Source organism: Sphingobium agri (assembly GCF_023051225.1).
In the GTDB taxonomy this organism is placed as follows: Bacteria; Pseudomonadota; Alphaproteobacteria; order Sphingomonadales; family Sphingomonadaceae; genus Sphingobium; species Sphingobium agri.
Window position 1 is genome coordinate 271851 of the sequence record NZ_JALKHS010000004.1, and the last position, 15026, is coordinate 286876.

The 15026-nt window shown below is 64.5% G+C and carries 17 protein-coding genes; 9 read left to right on the plus strand and 8 right to left on the minus strand.

What is annotated here, in order from left to right; all coding sequences use genetic code 11:
• Positions 1-32: 32 nt before the first annotated feature.
• The 3 genes from MU848_RS02525 to MU848_RS02535 all read left to right on the plus strand — a co-directional run bounded on the left by MU848_RS02525 (position 33) and on the right by MU848_RS02535 (position 3257).
• A complete protein-coding gene (locus tag MU848_RS02525) occupies positions 33-911 on the plus strand; it encodes an aldose 1-epimerase family protein (RefSeq protein ID WP_247230027.1) in 879 nt (292 codons plus the stop codon).
• Between the two features lie 144 nt (positions 912-1055).
• Positions 1056-2621: a peptide chain release factor 3 gene (locus MU848_RS02530; protein ID WP_247230029.1), complete on the plus strand. Its 1566-nt coding sequence runs from the start codon at positions 1056-1058 to the stop codon at positions 2619-2621.
• A gap of 18 nt (positions 2622-2639) precedes the next feature.
• Positions 2640-3257, plus strand: a complete 618-nt coding sequence (locus MU848_RS02535; RefSeq protein WP_247230032.1) for a glutathione S-transferase — start codon at positions 2640-2642, stop codon at positions 3255-3257.
• On the opposite strand, the gene metW is transcribed toward MU848_RS02535, so the two are convergent.
• The gene (metW, locus tag MU848_RS02540; RefSeq protein WP_097092583.1) at positions 3254-3853 is read right to left on the minus strand and encodes a methionine biosynthesis protein MetW; all 600 of its coding nucleotides are present in this window, start codon (positions 3851-3853) and stop codon (positions 3254-3256) included. The two genes, MU848_RS02535 and metW, sit on opposite strands and share 4 nt — an antisense overlap.
• Entirely contained in the window at positions 3850-4986 is a 1137-nt protein-coding gene (gene metX / locus MU848_RS02545; protein WP_097092584.1) for a homoserine O-acetyltransferase MetX, read from the minus strand. Before metX ends, metW begins: the two co-directional genes overlap by 4 nt.
• Positions 4987-5052: 66 nt before the next feature.
• On the opposite strand from metX, the gene MU848_RS02550 reads away from it, so the two are divergent.
• Genes MU848_RS02550 through MU848_RS02560 form a run of 3 tightly spaced genes read left to right on the plus strand, consistent with a single transcriptional unit; the run spans position 5053 to position 8046 of the window.
• Complete coding sequence (locus MU848_RS02550) at positions 5053-6000, plus strand: 2-hydroxyacid dehydrogenase (RefSeq protein WP_247230034.1); 948 nt, start codon at positions 5053-5055, stop codon at positions 5998-6000.
• A gap of 41 nt (positions 6001-6041) precedes the next feature.
• Complete coding sequence (hisC, locus tag MU848_RS02555) at positions 6042-7139, plus strand: histidinol-phosphate transaminase (RefSeq protein ID WP_201515884.1); 1098 nt, start codon at positions 6042-6044, stop codon at positions 7137-7139.
• A 1-nt stretch (position 7140) separates the two neighbouring features.
• On the plus strand, positions 7141-8046 hold the full coding sequence (locus MU848_RS02560) for a prephenate/arogenate dehydrogenase family protein (protein ID WP_247230036.1): 906 nt from the start codon (positions 7141-7143) through the stop codon (positions 8044-8046).
• Here MU848_RS02560 and MU848_RS02565 read toward each other — a convergent pair.
• The 4 genes from MU848_RS02565 to ftsE are packed head-to-tail and all read right to left on the minus strand — an operon-like array spanning position 8043 to position 10902.
• Positions 8043-8747 (minus strand): lysophospholipid acyltransferase family protein, encoded by a 705-nt coding sequence (locus MU848_RS02565; RefSeq protein WP_247230038.1) that lies wholly within the window; start codon positions 8745-8747, stop codon positions 8043-8045. The two genes, MU848_RS02560 and MU848_RS02565, sit on opposite strands and share 4 nt — an antisense overlap.
• 12 nt (positions 8748-8759) lie before the next feature.
• On the minus strand, positions 8760-9290 hold the full coding sequence (locus MU848_RS02570) for a YdcF family protein (protein ID WP_097092589.1): 531 nt from the start codon (positions 9288-9290) through the stop codon (positions 8760-8762).
• A complete protein-coding gene (locus MU848_RS02575) occupies positions 9287-10189 on the minus strand; it encodes a cell division protein FtsX (RefSeq protein WP_247230040.1) in 903 nt (300 codons plus the stop codon). The genes MU848_RS02570 and MU848_RS02575 overlap by 4 nt, the downstream gene beginning before the upstream one ends.
• Positions 10186-10902, minus strand: coding sequence for a cell division ATP-binding protein FtsE (gene ftsE, locus MU848_RS02580; protein ID WP_247230097.1), 717 nt, complete (start codon positions 10900-10902; stop codon positions 10186-10188). The genes MU848_RS02575 and ftsE overlap by 4 nt, the downstream gene beginning before the upstream one ends.
• A gap of 170 nt (positions 10903-11072) precedes the next feature.
• On the opposite strand from ftsE, the gene MU848_RS02585 reads away from it, so the two are divergent.
• Positions 11073-11918, plus strand: coding sequence for an MJ0042-type zinc finger domain-containing protein (locus MU848_RS02585; RefSeq protein WP_247230041.1), 846 nt, complete (start codon positions 11073-11075; stop codon positions 11916-11918).
• 141 nt (positions 11919-12059) lie between these two features.
• On the opposite strand, the gene MU848_RS02590 is transcribed toward MU848_RS02585, so the two are convergent.
• Both MU848_RS02590 and MU848_RS02595 read right to left on the minus strand, forming a co-directional pair.
• On the minus strand, positions 12060-12965 hold the full coding sequence (locus MU848_RS02590) for a pirin family protein (RefSeq protein WP_247230043.1): 906 nt from the start codon (positions 12963-12965) through the stop codon (positions 12060-12062).
• Positions 12966-12979: 14 nt separating this feature from the next.
• On the minus strand, positions 12980-13267 hold the full coding sequence (locus MU848_RS02595; protein WP_247230045.1) for a BolA family protein: 288 nt from the start codon (positions 13265-13267) through the stop codon (positions 12980-12982).
• Between the two features lie 44 nt (positions 13268-13311).
• On the opposite strand from MU848_RS02595, the gene MU848_RS02600 reads away from it, so the two are divergent.
• Both MU848_RS02600 and cobS read left to right on the plus strand, forming a co-directional pair.
• On the plus strand, positions 13312-13929 hold the full coding sequence (locus tag MU848_RS02600; protein ID WP_247230047.1) for a J domain-containing protein: 618 nt from the start codon (positions 13312-13314) through the stop codon (positions 13927-13929).
• A gap of 88 nt (positions 13930-14017) precedes the next feature.
• Positions 14018-15025 carry a cobaltochelatase subunit CobS gene (gene cobS / locus MU848_RS02605; RefSeq protein ID WP_097092594.1) on the plus strand — a complete coding sequence of 336 codons (1008 nt, stop codon included), beginning with the start codon at positions 14018-14020 and terminating at the stop codon, positions 15023-15025.
• The last annotated feature ends 1 nt before the right edge of the window (position 15026 follow it).

Sequence of the window (15026 nt, forward strand, 5' to 3'; positions counted from 1 at the left end):
TGACCCAGTGAACATCATACAGGGGGTGTGCGATGGACGAGTTGATTACGATCGCTTCGGACGGCCTCACCGCCAGCATCAATCCGCTGGGCGCGGAGCTTTGGTCGCTCACCGACGCGCAGGGCCGGGAACTGATGACCGATGCCAATCCGCGTTGGTGGACGGGGCATGCGCCTTTGCTCTTTCCCTTCGTCGGGCGGTCACGAGGCGACAGCTATCGGCATGGCGGGCGGGACTATCCAATGCCGCAGCATGGATTTGCCCGGCGAATGGCCTTTGCGCAGGTGGAGCATCTGCCCGAATCGGTGACCTTTCGGCTGGAGGCTGATGCGGAAACGCGGGCGGTCTATCCGTTCGATTTCCGGCTCGACATGCAGTTCGCGGTTGCAGGCGGCACGTTGATGATGACGGCTACCGTGATGAACCGGGGCGAGGCGGATATGCCCTTTTCCTTTGGCTATCATCCCGCCTTTGCCTGGCCGCTGCCTTATGGTGGAGCGGCAGACGCGCATGTAGTGGAGTTCGGGAAGGCGGAGGCCGCTCCGATCCGGAAGGTGGGGGATGAGCCCGGACTGATCGCGCGGGAGAAGGTGCCGTCGCCTGTCGAGGGCAATGTTCTGACGCCCAGCCATGCGATGTTCGAAGGCGACGCGCTGATCTGGGACGAGCTGGCGAGCCACAGCTTGTTGTGGGGCGTGCCGGGGCAGACGCGGTTGAAGATCGACTTTCCCGATACGCCCTGGCTGGGGTTGTGGCAGAAGCCTGGCGCCCATTATCTGTGCGTGGAGCCTTGGGCGGGCATGGCCGACCTGGTCGGCTTTGTGGGCGACGTTTGGGAAAAGCAGGGCATCATGCGGCTGCTGCCGGGGGATGAGCGGCGGTTCCGCATGGACGTGACGGTGGTGGAATAAGCTTCGTCTGAGTCGAAGCGCCATGTGCTCCTGCGAAGGCAGGAGCCAGATCAATCGTAGGGCTGGGCTCCTGCCTTCGCAGGAGCACGGCGGCGTTCGGACGCACGGCTGGCGAATCCGCCCACATTCGCTATATGGCGCGCCATGACCATTCCATCCCGCCGTACCTTCGCGATCATTTCCCACCCTGACGCCGGTAAGACGACGCTGACCGAAAAGCTGCTGCTGGAAGGTGGCGCGATTCACCTGGCCGGTGAGGTCAAGGCGCGCGGGGCGAACCGGCGGGCGCGGTCTGACTGGATGAAGATCGAGCAGCAGCGCGGCATTTCCGTGACGTCCTCGGTCATGACGTTCGAGCGTGATGGGATCACGTTCAACCTGCTCGACACGCCGGGGCACGAAGACTTTTCCGAAGACACCTATCGCACGCTGACCGCCGTCGATTCCGCCGTCATGGTGATCGACGCCGCCAAGGGCATCGAGCCGCAGACGCGCAAGCTGTTCGAGGTCTGCCGTCTGCGCAACGTGCCGATCATCACCTTCGTCAACAAGGTGGACCGCGAGGGACGTGATACGTTTGCGCTGCTGGACGAGGTGGCCGACGCGCTGGCGCTGGATGTGTGCCCGATGAGCTGGCCGGTCGGCATGGGCGGTGAGTTCGAGGGGATTTACGATTTCGCCAAGAACCGGCTTCGTCAGCCTAGCGGCCCTTCCAAGGAGTTCGAGGGCAAGGAAGTGTTTGTCGAGGGCATCGATGACGATGCGCTGGCCGAGCATGTATCCGGGCGGGGGCTGGAGAAGCTGCGCGAGGAAGCGGAGCTGGCCGTGGGCGGCTACGCCGATTTCGATCTGGCCGCCTATCGGCATGGCGATTTGACGCCGGTCTATTTCGGGTCGGCGCTCAAGCTGTTCGGCGTGACCGAGCTGATCGATGCGCTTGCCGCCCATGCGCCACCGCCGCGGGCGCAGCCGGCCGAGCCCGCGCCGGTGGAGCCGGAAGATAGCGAAGTGACCGGCTTCATCTTCAAGGTGCAGGCGAATATGGACCCGCAGCACCGCGATCGGATCGCGTTCATGCGGTTATGTTCGGGCAAGTTCCGGCGGGGGATGAAGCTGACGCCATCTGGCAGTGGCAAGCCGATCGCGGTGCATTCGCCGATCCTCTTTTTCGCGCAGGACCGCGAGATTGCGGACGAGGCGTTTCCGGGCGACATCATCGGCATTCCCAATCACGGGACATTGCGGGTGGGTGATACGCTGTCGGAAAAGGCGGGCGTGCGCTTTACCGGCCTGCCGAATTTCGCGCCGGAAATCCTGCGGCGCGTGGCACTCAAGGACCCGACCAAGACGAAGCAGTTGAGGAAGGCGCTTGACGACCTGTCCGAAGAAGGCGTGATCCAGGTCTTCTATCCGGAGATCGGATCGAACTGGATCGTCGGCGTGGTCGGGCAGTTGCAGCTGGACGTGCTGATTTCGCGGCTAGAGGCCGAGTATAAGGTGGCGGCCGGGCTGGAGGCTTCGCCTTTCGACACGGCGCGCTGGATTTCCGGTGACGATGCGGCGATCAAGGATCTGGTGTCGTTCAACGGGGCCAATATGGCGAAGGACCGGGACGGCAATCTGGTGTTCATGGCCAAGAGCGCGTGGGACATCGGCTATCAGCAGGAGCGGCATCCAAAGGTGAAGTTCAGCGCAACCAAGGAGCGTTGAGGCATTGGCGGACGCCGAATGACCGCCATCCTCTACAGCTTCCGGCGATGCCCCTATGCCATGCGGGCGCGGATGGCGCTGATCGCCAGCGGGCAGAAGGTGGTGCTGCGCGAGGTGGCGTTGCGTGACAAACCGGCGGAACTGATCGCGGCCTCGCCTAAAGGCACGGTGCCGGTGCTGGTCCTGCCGAATGGCGGCGTGATCGACGAGAGTCTGGACATTATGCGCTGGGCGCTGTCGCGGCATGATCCCGAAGGCTGGCTTGACGGGGATGATGCAGCCCTGATCGCGCGCAATGACGGGGCGTTCAAGCATCATCTCGACCGGTACAAATATGTGAGCCGCTATGGTTCCGATCCGCTGGAACATCGGTGCGCGGCGATGAAAATACTGGCTGGGCTTGAGGCGCGGCTGGAGCGGAGCAATTACCTTACCGGCGAGCAGCGGAGGCTGGCGGATATCGCCATCTTTCCCTTTGTGCGGCAGTTCGCCGCCGTGGAGCCGCAATGGTTTGCTGCGCAGCCCATTCCGCTGGTGAGAAACTGGCTGGACCGGCTGACGGGATCGCCCTTGTTTGCGCGCGCGATGCTGCGGATGGAGCCGTGGCGGGAAGGGGATGCTGCGGTTCTGCTTTAGCCGCGCCGCAGCAGGAAGACAGCGTGCTCGGCGAAGAGGTTCGCGTTCGCGTGCGTAGTTTCCTTGTCGCCCTTCAGGAACCACTGGCCATCGATCTTCCAGCCGCGTTCCTTCACCAGCGCACGGAAGTCATCGACCGTGACATGATGAATGTTGAGCGTGTCGTACCAGGTGTCGGGCAGCAGACGCGTCACCGGCATGCGGCCGCCCCACATCAGCGAGAGCCTTCCGCGCCAATGGGCGAAGTTGGGGAAGGACACGAACGCCTGGCGGCCGATGCGCAGCAGTTCCTCCACCACCAAGTCCGGGCGACGGGTGGTCTGGAGTGTCTGGCTCAAGATCGCATAGTCGAAGCTGGCGTCGGGATAATAGGCAAGGTCGGTATCGGCGTCGCCCTGCACTACGGAGAGGCCCCGCCCGACAGCGGCTGCGACATTATCGCCGTCGATTTCCAGCCCGCGCGCGTCGACCTGCTTGGCGTCGCGGAGCGCGGCCATCAGCGCGCCGTCGCCGCAGCCGACGTCCAGCACGCGCGCGCCGGGCGTGACGGTGCGGGCGATGAGGGCAAGGTCGGGACGCAATCCCTCTTCGCTCATGCGCGGCCGCCCTTCAGGAAGCCGTCGACCACGCGGTTGAGTTCAGGGCATTCGAGCAGGAAGGCGTCATGTCCGAAGGGGCTCGACAGTTCGACGAAGCTCGCCTGCGCGCCGCTGGCGTTGAGGGCGTGGACGATGACGCGGGATTCCGCCGTGGGATAGAGCCAGTCGGTATCGAAGCTGACCAGACAGAAGCGCGCTTTGGAAGGCGCGAAGGCGGTGGCGAGGCTGCCGCCATGATCCTCCGCAATGTCATAATAGTCCATCGCGCGGGTGATGTAGAGATAGGAGTTGGCGTCGAACCGTTCGACGAAACTCAAGCCTTGGTGGCGCAGGTAGCTTTCCACCTGGAAGTCGGCGTCGAAGCCGAAGGTCTTGGCGTCCCTCCCCTGCAGGCGGCGGCCGAATTTCTCGGTGAGGCCTGCTTCGGAAAGATAGGTGATGTGCGCCGCCATGCGCGCGACGGCAAGGCCTGCGCTGGGCACTTGGCCATCGGCATAATAGTCGCCCCCGCGCCAGTTGGGATCGGCCATGATCGCCTGGCGCCCGACTTCGTGGAAGGCGATGTTTTGAGCGCTGTGGCGGGCGGTCGAGGCGATGACAATGCAGCTTTCGACGCGGTTGGGGAAGATGGTCGGCCAGCTAAGTGCCTGCATGCCGCCCATTGAGCCACCAATGACGGCAGCAAGGCGGCCTACCCCGAGATGATCGAGCAACAGCGCCTGCGCGCGCACCATGTCGGCGATGGTGAGCACGGGAAAGCGCATGGCATATGGGGTGTTGCTGGCAGGGTCGATGCTGGCCGGGCCACTGGAGCCCATGCAGCTGCCGATCACATTGGCGCAGACGATGAAATGCCGTGCGGGATCGACGGGCTTCCCCTCCCCCACCATGCGCCACCACCATCCGGGCTTGCCGGTGACTGGATGATCGGACGCGACATATTGGTCGCCGGTCAGCGCATGGCAGATGAGGATGACGTTGGAGCCGTCAGCATTCATCGCGCCGTAGGTTTCATAGGCGATATCGACGGGCGCGAGGACCGCGCCGCTGTCCAGCCGGAGGGGGCCGGCGAGGCGGACTTGGCGGCGAAGGCCGAAACGGCTGTCGTCGGTGGAGGAGGCGCTGGCCATGGTGGAAGCGGGCTAGGACCGTGGAGGGGTGCTGTCAATCGGGTGGGGATCGGCTAGGACCACTGCATGAGTCAGACCCACATTCCGATCGTCGCTTATGGACCGCTATCCCCTTATCTGGAGGAGCAGCTGAAGGCACGCTTCCGGGTGCATGAGGTGGCGGCGGACGCCGATCCGACCGCGCTGGACGGTGCCGTGCGGGAGGCGCGGGCGCTGGTGTCCTTTGGTTCGGTGGGCGCTTCTGCGGCGATAATGGATGCGCTGCCTCGGCTGGAGATGATCGGCCTTTTTTCCGTCGGCTATGACAAGGTCGATGTCGCGCATGCGCGAAAGAAGGGGATCAAGGTCAGCAACACGCCTGACGTGCTGACCGACGATGTGGCCGATCTGGCAGTAGGGCTGCTCTACGCGGCCGTGCGCAACATCGCCGCCAATGATCGGATGGCGCGATCCGGCAAATGGGCGCTTGGGCAACAAGTGGCGCTGAGCGGAAGCGTCACCGGGCGCCGGATCGGCATATTGGGACTGGGGCGGATCGGCCGGGCGATCGCGCGGCGGTTGGAGCCGGTTGCGAGCGAGATCATCTATCACAATCGCAGGCCGGTCGCAGGCTCGCCCTATCGCTATGTGCAGGATCGGATCGCCTTCGCGCGAGAAAGCGAGGTGATCATCGTCGCGACGTCTGGCGGACCGGAAGCACACGGGCTGGTCGACGCCGCGATGCTGGATGCGCTCGGCCCGCAAGGCATGCTCATCAATATCAGCCGTGGAAGCGTCGTCGATGAGGATGCGCTGGTGGCGGCGTTGACCGAAGGGCGGATCGGCGGCGCGGGGCTGGACGTGTTCGTGAACGAGCCGCAGGTCCCCGAAGCCCTGTTCACCATGGACAATGTCGTGCTGCAACCGCACCAGGGAAGCGCTACGATAAACACGCGCAAGGCGATGGCCGACCTCGTGCTCGCCAATCTGGACGCGTGGGCAGCGGGCAAAGCGCTGGTTACGCCGGTCATATAGCAGCGCTTTGCCTTTGGTGCGGATGACGCTAAAGCGCGCGCATGACCAAACCCGCACCCAAGGAATGGATTCTAGGCATCTCGCCCTATGTGCCCGGCAAGGCAGCGGCCGATGACGGGCGTCCGCTGATCAAGCTGAGCGCGAATGAAAACCCGCTGGGCACCGGAGAGGCGGCACGCGCCGCCCTCATCGCCGCGACAGCGGACCTTGCCACATATCCCGATCCCGGCGCAGCGAAGATGCGCGAAGCGATCGCGGCGGTACATGGGCTTGATCCCGCGCGGGTGATCTACGGCACCGGATCGGACGAGCTGCTGCACATCGCGGCCAGCGCCTATGCCGGGCCGGGCGACGAGATACTCTACGTCAAATACGGCTTTTCGGTCTACGACATCGCGGCGCGCCGGGTCGGCGCCACGCCAGTCATCGCGCCTGACAAGGATTATGCGACCGACGTGGACGCATTGCTGGCCTGCGTGACGGAAAAGACCAAGGTCGTTTTCCTGGCCAACCCGAACAATCCCACGGGCACGATGACCCCGCGCGAGGAGATCGCGCGGCTGCATGCATCTCTGCGGCCCGATATTCTGTTTGTGCTGGATCAGGCCTATGCCGAATATCTGGACGCGAACGAGGATGATGGCGGGTTAGAGCTGGCCAGGAACGCCAGCAACGTGCTTGTCACGCGCACCTTTTCGAAGATCTACGGTCTCGCGGCTGAGCGGATCGGCTGGGGCTATGCCAGCGCTGAGATCATTGATGCGCTGCATCGCATCCGCGCGCCCTTCAACGTGACCACGGCTGGACAATCGGCCGCCATCGCGGCGGTGACGGATCAGGCGTGGGTCGAGGCGAGCCGGGCGCATAACCGGCAATGGCGGCAGTGGCTGGCCGATGAGATCGCGGCCTTGTCGAACCATGGCCTGCGGGCCGTGCCGAGCAAGGCGAACTTCCTGCTGATCCTCTTCAACGGCAAGCTGACCGCCGAAGCTGCGATGAAAGGCCTTTGGGACGAAGGCTTCGCGACCCGGTGGCTGCCGGGGCAAGGGCTTCCCAACGGTCTTCGCATCACCATCGGCACGGAGGAACAAGTCCGCGCGGTCGCGGCCAAGCTGCGCGCCATGGCGGAAACGGCCTGACATGCTGCCCTTCGCGCGCGTCACCATCATCGGCCTTGGCCTCATCGGATCGAGCCTGGCGCGGGCGATCCGCGAATATATGCCGACGGTGCGCGTAACCGGCCATGATGCCGACGCGCGCGTGCGGGAGATCGCGCGCGCCATCGACCTGTGCGACGATGTTACCGACACGGCGGGCGCGAGCGTGACGGATGCGGATCTGGTCGTGCTGTGCGTTCCGGTGAGGGCAATGGGCGCGGCGGCTGCGGAAATTGCGGACGATTTACCTGCCGATGCGATCGTCAGTGACGTGGGATCATGCAAGGCCGATGTGCTGGCGCAGCTGAGCGGCGCTCTTCCGGAGCGCATGATCATCCCGGCGCATCCTGTCGCTGGCACCGAAAATAGCGGGCCGGAAGCGGGGTTCGCCAGCCTCTTCCGGGGGCGCTGGTGCATCGTCACTCCGCCCGCCGATGCCGATCCCGTGGCGGTCGAGCGCGTCTCTGAACTATGGCACCGGATCGGTGCGGACGTGGAAACGATGGACCCGCAGCATCATGACCTGGTGCTCGCGGTGACCAGCCACCTGCCGCACCTTATCGCCTATACGATCGTCGGCACGGCCAGCGACCTGGAGGATGTCACCCAGTCCGAGGTGATCAAATATTCGGCCGGTGGCTTTCGCGATTTCACCCGTATCGCCGCGTCGGACCCGACCATGTGGCGTGACGTGTTCCTGGCGAACAAGGACGCGGTGCTGGAGATGCTGCAACGCTTTTCGGAAGACTTGTCAGCGCTGCAGCGGGCAATTCGCTGGAACGACGGTGACACGCTGTTCAACCTGTTCACGAAGACCCGGGCGATCCGTCGGTCCATCATCGAACAGGGACAGGATGATCCAAAGCCCGATTTCGGGCGATCGCATTAGGCGGCGCTCGGCGGCGGATTAAGCGCGTTGATCGCGGCATGGACGCGGGCTTCGGCCTCCCGGCGATCGAGGCCTGTGGGCACGACATCCCCGACCTTGTAGGTGATGATGCCAGGGCGCTTCATGAATTTGCCGCGCGGTGACAGGCGGCCGCTGTCCACTGCGATGGGCACGACCGGCAGGCCCAGCAGGGAATAGAGCCCGGCAAAACCAGCACGCAGCGGCGGGCTTTCCCCATGGGGCACCCGCGTCCCCTCCGGGAAAAGGCAGACTGCGCGCCCCTGGTCAGTTGCCGCACGCGCGGCGGCGCGCAAAGTCCGCAAGGCGCTGGCCCCCGCGCTGCGCTCGACCGGGATCAGGCCGTAGAGCCGCGCGATCTGTCCCCATAACGGAATATCTAGCAACTCGCGTTTAGCGGCGATCACTGGCCGATCGAAGACGCACAGCAGATCGATTGTCTCAAACATCGACTCATGCTTGACGATATAGAGATAGCGGCCTTCGGGCAGGTCGCCGACGATGCGTATCTTCTGCCCCAGCAGCCATCTTGTGCAGAAGCGGTGAAAGCGGCTCCATGCCGTCGCGATCACCTGAACCCCGGCAGGCCACGGCCACGCCACCAGCAGCGCGAAAAGGACCAGCAGCAGCGATCCACTGTAAAAGACCAGCATGAAGGCGAGCGAACGGAGGGCAGTGATCATGGCGCCGTCCTTCTAGATGCCGACGAGCGCGGCGGCGCGGCGGAGCAGATATTTATTATATTCCCGCATCAACATGGTGAGGCTGGGCCGGCTGGGCACGGCGTCATAAATGATCGTCAGCTTGTTCGGCACTGCCTGGCGCAGTTCCAGTGCTGCGCGGCGCATGTGCCAGTCAGTCGTGATCAAGCGGACGGTGCGAAAATGCCGCCGCTCGAGCCAATGAGCCGTCTCGATGGCATTGGAGCGGGTGTCGATGGCTTCGCGGCCAAGGGTGATGCAGCAGGAAAACAGCCGCTCGGGCCGGTCATATTGCGCCGCCAGTTCGGCAGGTCGCACGGACCGGTCGACGCCGGATATCAGCATGCGCTTCGCCGCGCCTTCCTCTAGCAGGGCGAGGCCCCGATCGATCCGGCCAGCCCCGCCGGTCAGCACGACGATGGCATCGGTCGGACGACCGTCGAGCGGCTGCGGCAGGAAGATTGCGAACCAGGCGAAGCCAAGCATCCAGGCGAGAAGCGAGACAGCGAACAGGCGGACGATCATAGCAGCCGCCCCAGCGATCGCAGCACAGTCCAGCGCGCGGCAAGCGTCGAAAGAAGAACGCCGCCGATGGGCAGCAGGACAAGGATCAGCCAGCTGGTCCAGGGGAGGCTGATCGCCGCGAGCAGGTCAGAACCGGTGGCGGCGAGCCGCGTGCCCAGCAGGATGATGACGAGCAAGGCGGTAACGAACCCGAGCAAGCCGCCGAAAAGAGCGTCTAGGCCGATGCGCCGCTGGAAGAGCCGGGCGATCTGAACATCGGTGGCGCCCATCAGGTGCAGCACGTCGATGGTGCCGCGATGGCTATCATGCGCCGCGCGGGCAGCAAGGACAACAATGGCGGCGGTGGCGAGCGCCATCAGCAGCACGATCCCGGCCGCAAGGCTGCCAAGAGCGGTGAGGAGGCTGCCGAGCGGCCGGAGAAATGCCGCATGCGGCTCCACGCGGATGCGGGGCGAAAGGGCGGCGAGGGCGCGGTTCAGACGCTGAACCTTGGCCGCCGTCGCTCCGGGGGTGAGCTCGACATCGATCAACGCAGGGATGGGGAGGTCGCCGCTGGCGGCATCCTGGCCGAGCCATGGCCTGATCTGATCGGCAAGCGTGGCGGGGTCCACCGGACGGACCGCGCGAACGTCGGGCGATTTGCGGAGGAGACGGGCAGCAGCGCCGCTCAGTTCCTCGCGACGGTCGGCATTGGCCTCCACGATCTGGATCGTGGCGCGACCGGCAAGGTCCGCACCCACGGATTGAACGGCCGCGGCAAGGCCAAGGCCCGATGCCGCCGCAAGCACGGTCAGGAACATCATGATCGCGATGACCCAGGGCATGGGCCCGGCAACGCGACCCTCGGGCAGCAGCCGATGACGCGCGGCGGCAGCAGCGCGGCGGTCCGCGCCCGTCATGATGCTGCCACGCCTTGCGGCCGGGGCGGATAACGCAGCGCTCCGGTTGGGTCCGACAGGCGCCCCTTGTCCAGCCGCATCATCTGCGCGCCCTGAACCTGACCTATGAGCGGCAGGTCGTGGGTAGCGACCACGATCGTGGTGCCGAGACGATTGAGCGCCTCGAACAAGGTCAGAAGGCGGCGGGCCATGTCGGCGTCGACGTTGCCGGTGGGTTCGTCGGCGACGAGAATTTCGGGCCGGGCGATGACGGCGCGGGCGATGGCGACGCGCTGTTGCTCTCCGCCTGACAAGGTGGCCGGACGCGCCTGCCCGCGATCGCCAAGGCCGACCCAGTTGAGCATTTCGGAAACGGACGCGTCGATCTCGCTCTCCGCCATGCCTGCGACGCGCAGGGGCAAGGCGATATTGTCATAGGCCGACAAGTGAGAAACCAGCCGGAAATCCTGAAAGACCACGCCGATGCGCCGACGGAAGCCGGGCAGGCGCTTGCGGGGCAGCGTCACCACATCCTCACCGAACAGGCGAATGACGCCGCGGCTCGGCCGCTGGGCCAGATAGAGCAGCTTCAAAAGGGACGTCTTCCCCGCGCCCGAAGCACCGGTGAGGAAATAGAAGCCGCCGCCATGGAGGGAGAAGCTGACGTCGGACAGCGTCTCGCTATCCAGACCATAGCGCAGGCCGACATTTTCGAACTGTACGATCGCCGACATGCCTTGGTTGATGCGCCCGCGCGCTCCCTGCTTCCCCTGCCATGCAGCCATGGCACAGGGGGCGGGCTGGCGTAAAGCCCAAGGCGTTGCAAACCGCCGAGTCGCGCCATCTTCGGCCCTGCCCTTCAATGCCGCTTGCCCTCGAGTCAAAGCCATGCCTATGAAGCGTCATGATCCTGGTGTGTCCCAATTGCGCCACGCGCTATATTGTGCCGGACAGCGCCGTCGGCCCCAATGGCCGCCAGGTTCGCTGCGCCTCCTGCAAACATAGCTGGTTCCAGGAAGGGCCAGTATTGGCGCCCCGGGAAGAGGCCATGGTGGAGGCGCACGCGCCGGTTGCTGCCGAAGCACCTCCCGCCCCGCCTCCCCCTCCACCTCCACCCGTGTCAGCCCCGGCACCCACCGCTCCTGCGCCTGTCGAGACGGAGGCTGATCCGGAGCCTGTGGAAGAGGCAGCCCCGGCACCCGCGCCCAAGCCCGTCACGGCGGCTGCTCCCTTCGTGGCGGCAGCGCAGAGCGACAATCGGGTCGACGACATCTATGGCCGCGTGCGGGAGGATGCTGAGGAACTCTCCGCCGCCCCGGTGAAGCCGCGCCGCAACAGGCTGAAGCTTTGGACCTATGCAGCGGTGCTGTTCTGCCTATTGATCGGCGGTGTCGGCGGCGCGCTCTGGTATTTCGGAACGCCGAGCTGGGCCGTCAATCTGGGCCTGGTGTCCGAGGAAGGCGATCCCGACCTGCTCTTTTATCTTTCCAAGCCTGCCGAACGCCGGAAGCTGCCGACCGGCGAAGAATATTTCGCGTTCGGCGCGCGGATCGTGAACAGTGGGAAGGAGACCCTGCCGGTGCCACCGGTGCTGGTGCAGTTGCGCGACCAGCAGAACCGGTTGGTGTTCAGCTGGACGACGAAGGCTGACCGCACCAGCCTGAAACCGGGTGAAGAAGCGTCGATCAACGAGAGCCGGATCGATATTCCCAAGAATGCCGAGAATCTGTCGCTGACTTTCGTGCAGTAACGCGCCGCTGCGTAGGCCTTATCCGGCAGGACAGAACCGAACTGCCGGCCCGTTCGCCCTGAGCCCGTCGAAGGGCTTCTCTTAAAATAAGGAAGAGGCTTCGACAGGCTCAGCCCGAACGGAGGATGGGTTCCGTTGCACCTACGGATAGCTCACCGTCTTTGGCCGCCCCTGCGGGATCGGAATGAACTCCTGATCATCTCCCGGGATCAACGGGAAGCGCATCGCTTCCCAATCCTCGCGCGCCTGGAAAAGGCGGTCCTTGGAGGATGAAACGAAGTTCCACCATACATGGCGCGGCGTCTGGAAGGCCTCACCGCCGCAATACATCACCCGGCCGCCATCGACGCTCATCAACGTGGCGCGGGTGCCGGGGCGCAGCACGTAAAGTGTCTGCGGTAATAGCGGCACGCCATCGATCGCTGCGTCTCCACCAGCGACATAAAGGGCACGCTCATCAGCGTCAGCATCGATCGGGACGCTGCCGCCCGGCATCAGCTGGATATCGGCATAGATGGTGTCGGCATAGGTGGTGACCGGCGAAGTTGCACCCCACAGGCTGCCCATGATGACCCGCGCATTGGCCCGACCGCAATCGATGACCGGTAGCCCGCCTTCGCTGACATGTTCAAAGGCAGGCGCCATTTCCTCGACGCCGTCGGGAAGCGCCAGCCAGGTCTGGATGGCCGAGAGCTTGGACTCCCGCGCACGGTCGCTGTCGGGCGAGCGTTCGGAATGGACGATGCCGCTACCCGCGGTCATCAGGTTGATCGCGCCCGGCTCTATCAGCTGTTCGGTGCCCAGCGAGTCCCGATGGAGAAAGGCGCCCTCGAACATGTAGGTGACAGTCGCGAGGTTGATGTGCGGATGGGGGCGCACGTCGATGCCCTGCCCCGCGCCGATCCTCGCTGGCCCAGCCTGATCGAAGAAGATGAAGGGGCCTACCATCGTCCGGCCCGGCGCAGGCAAGGAGCGGTGGACGCGGAAATCACCCAGATCGTGCGTGGTCGGCGTGATCGTCTGAATGATGAGGTCGTCTGGCTTCATATAGTGTCCCCTGATCAGGCTTCGCCGGGCGCGCGCGCCTTGATCGCCAGCGCGTGCACCTTGTCGCGGAGCAGGTCGGCCAGCGCCGTGTTGACCAACCGCTGCCGCGCGACACGATTCTTGCCCGCAAATTCAGCCGAGACGATCTCCACCGTAAAGTGGCTTTCGCCCGATCCATCATGTCCGGCGTGGCCGCGATGCATTTCGCTGTCGTCGATCACGGCGAGTTGCTCTGGTGACAGGGCGGCGCGTAGCCGCTGCTCAATCTCTGTGGCCACCGGGCCTTTCAGTTGGATGCTCATCGCACCTATATAGGCCCTTTGTTCCACCATGCATCAGGGCAAATTTGTCTACCGATCCCTTCTCGACCCGCCGTTTCAACCGCTTCCATGGCCGCGTGGAGAGCGATCGCCCTTGCGCGGTCGAAGGATGCACCGAGCCGGGCGAGTTTCGCGCGCCGCCATTGGAAGGCGGGCGGCCGAACCAGGAAGGTCCGCGCTGGCGCTGGCTGTGCCTCGGCCATGTGCAGGAGTTCAACCAGGGCTATAATTTCTTCACCGGCATGAGCCCCGATGAGATCGCCGCCGCACAACGCCCCTATGCAGGGTGGGAACGGGAAACGCGTGCCTTTTCATCGAACGCCGCCAGCCCGCCGCCCAAATGGTCGGACTTCCAGGACCCGCTCGACGCGATCGGCGCCAAGTTCAGGGAGCGGGTGGCAAAGGCGCGGGCTGACAACCAGATGCGGCAAGACGGCAAATTCCTGTCCAACGACGATCGCAAGGCGCTGTCCGTGATGGGATTGCCCGTCGATGCGGATCGCAAGGCGTTGCGGCAGCGTTATACGGAGCTGCTGCGGCGCTATCATCCCGATCACAATGGCGGCGACCGCAGCCACGAAAGCGCCCTGCAGGGCGTGATCGAGGCCTATGGCCTGCTGCGCAAGGCGCCTGCCTTTGTCTGAGCGGGCAGTCCGCACCGCGCCGATTGGCTACTCGACACCGGCCTTCGCCTTACGTTAGGGCGGAGGAGACCGAACAGAAAGAAGACCGATGACCGACATTCCGAACGTCCAGCCCGATACACGATCAGAGACGCTGCTGGCCGCGCCCGACCGTGAGGTCGATGCACGCGAGACGTTCGGTGTCGACGTCGACATGAAGATCCCGGCCTTTTCCGAAGCGGACGAGCGCGTGCCTGATCTTGATCCCGCCTATGTGTTCGATCCGGATACGACGCTCGCGATCCTGGCGGGCTTTGCCTATAACAGGCGCGTCATGGTGCAGGGCTATCATGGCACGGGCAAGTCCAGCCATATCGAGCAGATCGCGGCGCGCCTCCGCTGGCCCTGCATCCGCATCAACCTCGACGCGCATATCAGCCGCATCGACCTTGTCGGCCGCGACGCCATCGTGCTGCGCGACGGGCAACAGGTGACGGAATTCCGCGAAGGCTTGCTGCCATGGGCGTTGCAGCGCCCGGTAGCGTTGGTGTTCGACGAATATGATGCCGGGCGTCCCGATGTGATGTTCGTGATCCAGCGCGTGCTGGAAACCGACGGCAAGATGACCTTGCTCGACCAGAACCGGGTCATTCGGCCCAACCCGCATTTCCGCCTGTTCGCGACCGCCAACACGGTGGGCCTGGGCGACACGACCGGCCTTTATCATGGCACGCAGCAGATCAACCAGGGACAGATGGACCGGTGGAACCTGGTCGTGACGCTGAACTATCTGCCCGCTGCGACCGAGGCGCAGATCGTGCTCGCCAAGTCGGGCGAATATGATCATGAGGGCGGCCGCAAGGAAGTCGAAAATATGATCAAGGTGGCGGAGCTTACCCGCCAAGGCTTCATCAACGGCGACATTTCGACCGTGATGAGCCCGCGCACCGTCATCAGCTGGGCGCAGAATGCGCTCATCTTCAAGAATGTCGGCTTCGCCTTCCGCCTGTCCTTCCTCAACAAATGTGATGAGGCGGAGCGGCCGCTGGTGGCGGAATATTATCAGCGCGTGTTCGGCAAGGACCTGCCGGAAAGCGTCGCCCACCGGGCGGCGTGAC

Coding starts and splice junctions, on each gene's coding strand:
- MU848_RS02585 (WP_247230041.1), top strand. CDS start 11,073: ATGATCCTGGTGTGTCCCAATTGCGCCACGCGCTATATTGTGCCGGAC.
- MU848_RS02530 (WP_247230029.1), top strand. CDS start 1,056: ATGACCATTCCATCCCGCCGTACCTTCGCGATCATTTCCCACCCTGAC.
- ftsE (WP_247230097.1), bottom strand. CDS start 10,902: ATGTCGGCGATCGTACAGTTCGAAAATGTCGGCCTGCGCTATGGTCTG.
- cobS (WP_097092594.1), top strand. CDS start 14,018: ATGACCGACATTCCGAACGTCCAGCCCGATACACGATCAGAGACGCTG.
- MU848_RS02595 (WP_247230045.1), bottom strand. CDS start 13,267: ATGAGCATCCAACTGAAAGGCCCGGTGGCCACAGAGATTGAGCAGCGG.
- MU848_RS02575 (WP_247230040.1), bottom strand. CDS start 10,189: ATGACGGGCGCGGACCGCCGCGCTGCTGCCGCCGCGCGTCATCGGCTG.
- metW (WP_097092583.1), bottom strand. CDS start 3,853: ATGAGCGAAGAGGGATTGCGTCCCGACCTTGCCCTCATCGCCCGCACC.
- metX (WP_097092584.1), bottom strand. CDS start 4,986: ATGGCCAGCGCCTCCTCCACCGACGACAGCCGTTTCGGCCTTCGCCGC.
- MU848_RS02590 (WP_247230043.1), bottom strand. CDS start 12,965: ATGAAGCCAGACGACCTCATCATTCAGACGATCACGCCGACCACGCAC.
- MU848_RS02560 (WP_247230036.1), top strand. CDS start 7,141: ATGCTGCCCTTCGCGCGCGTCACCATCATCGGCCTTGGCCTCATCGGA.
- MU848_RS02565 (WP_247230038.1), bottom strand. CDS start 8,747: ATGATCACTGCCCTCCGTTCGCTCGCCTTCATGCTGGTCTTTTACAGT.
- MU848_RS02570 (WP_097092589.1), bottom strand. CDS start 9,290: ATGATCGTCCGCCTGTTCGCTGTCTCGCTTCTCGCCTGGATGCTTGGC.
- MU848_RS02525 (WP_247230027.1), top strand. CDS start 33: ATGGACGAGTTGATTACGATCGCTTCGGACGGCCTCACCGCCAGCATC.
- hisC (WP_201515884.1), top strand. CDS start 6,042: ATGACCAAACCCGCACCCAAGGAATGGATTCTAGGCATCTCGCCCTAT.
- MU848_RS02550 (WP_247230034.1), top strand. CDS start 5,053: ATGAGTCAGACCCACATTCCGATCGTCGCTTATGGACCGCTATCCCCT.
- MU848_RS02535 (WP_247230032.1), top strand. CDS start 2,640: ATGACCGCCATCCTCTACAGCTTCCGGCGATGCCCCTATGCCATGCGG.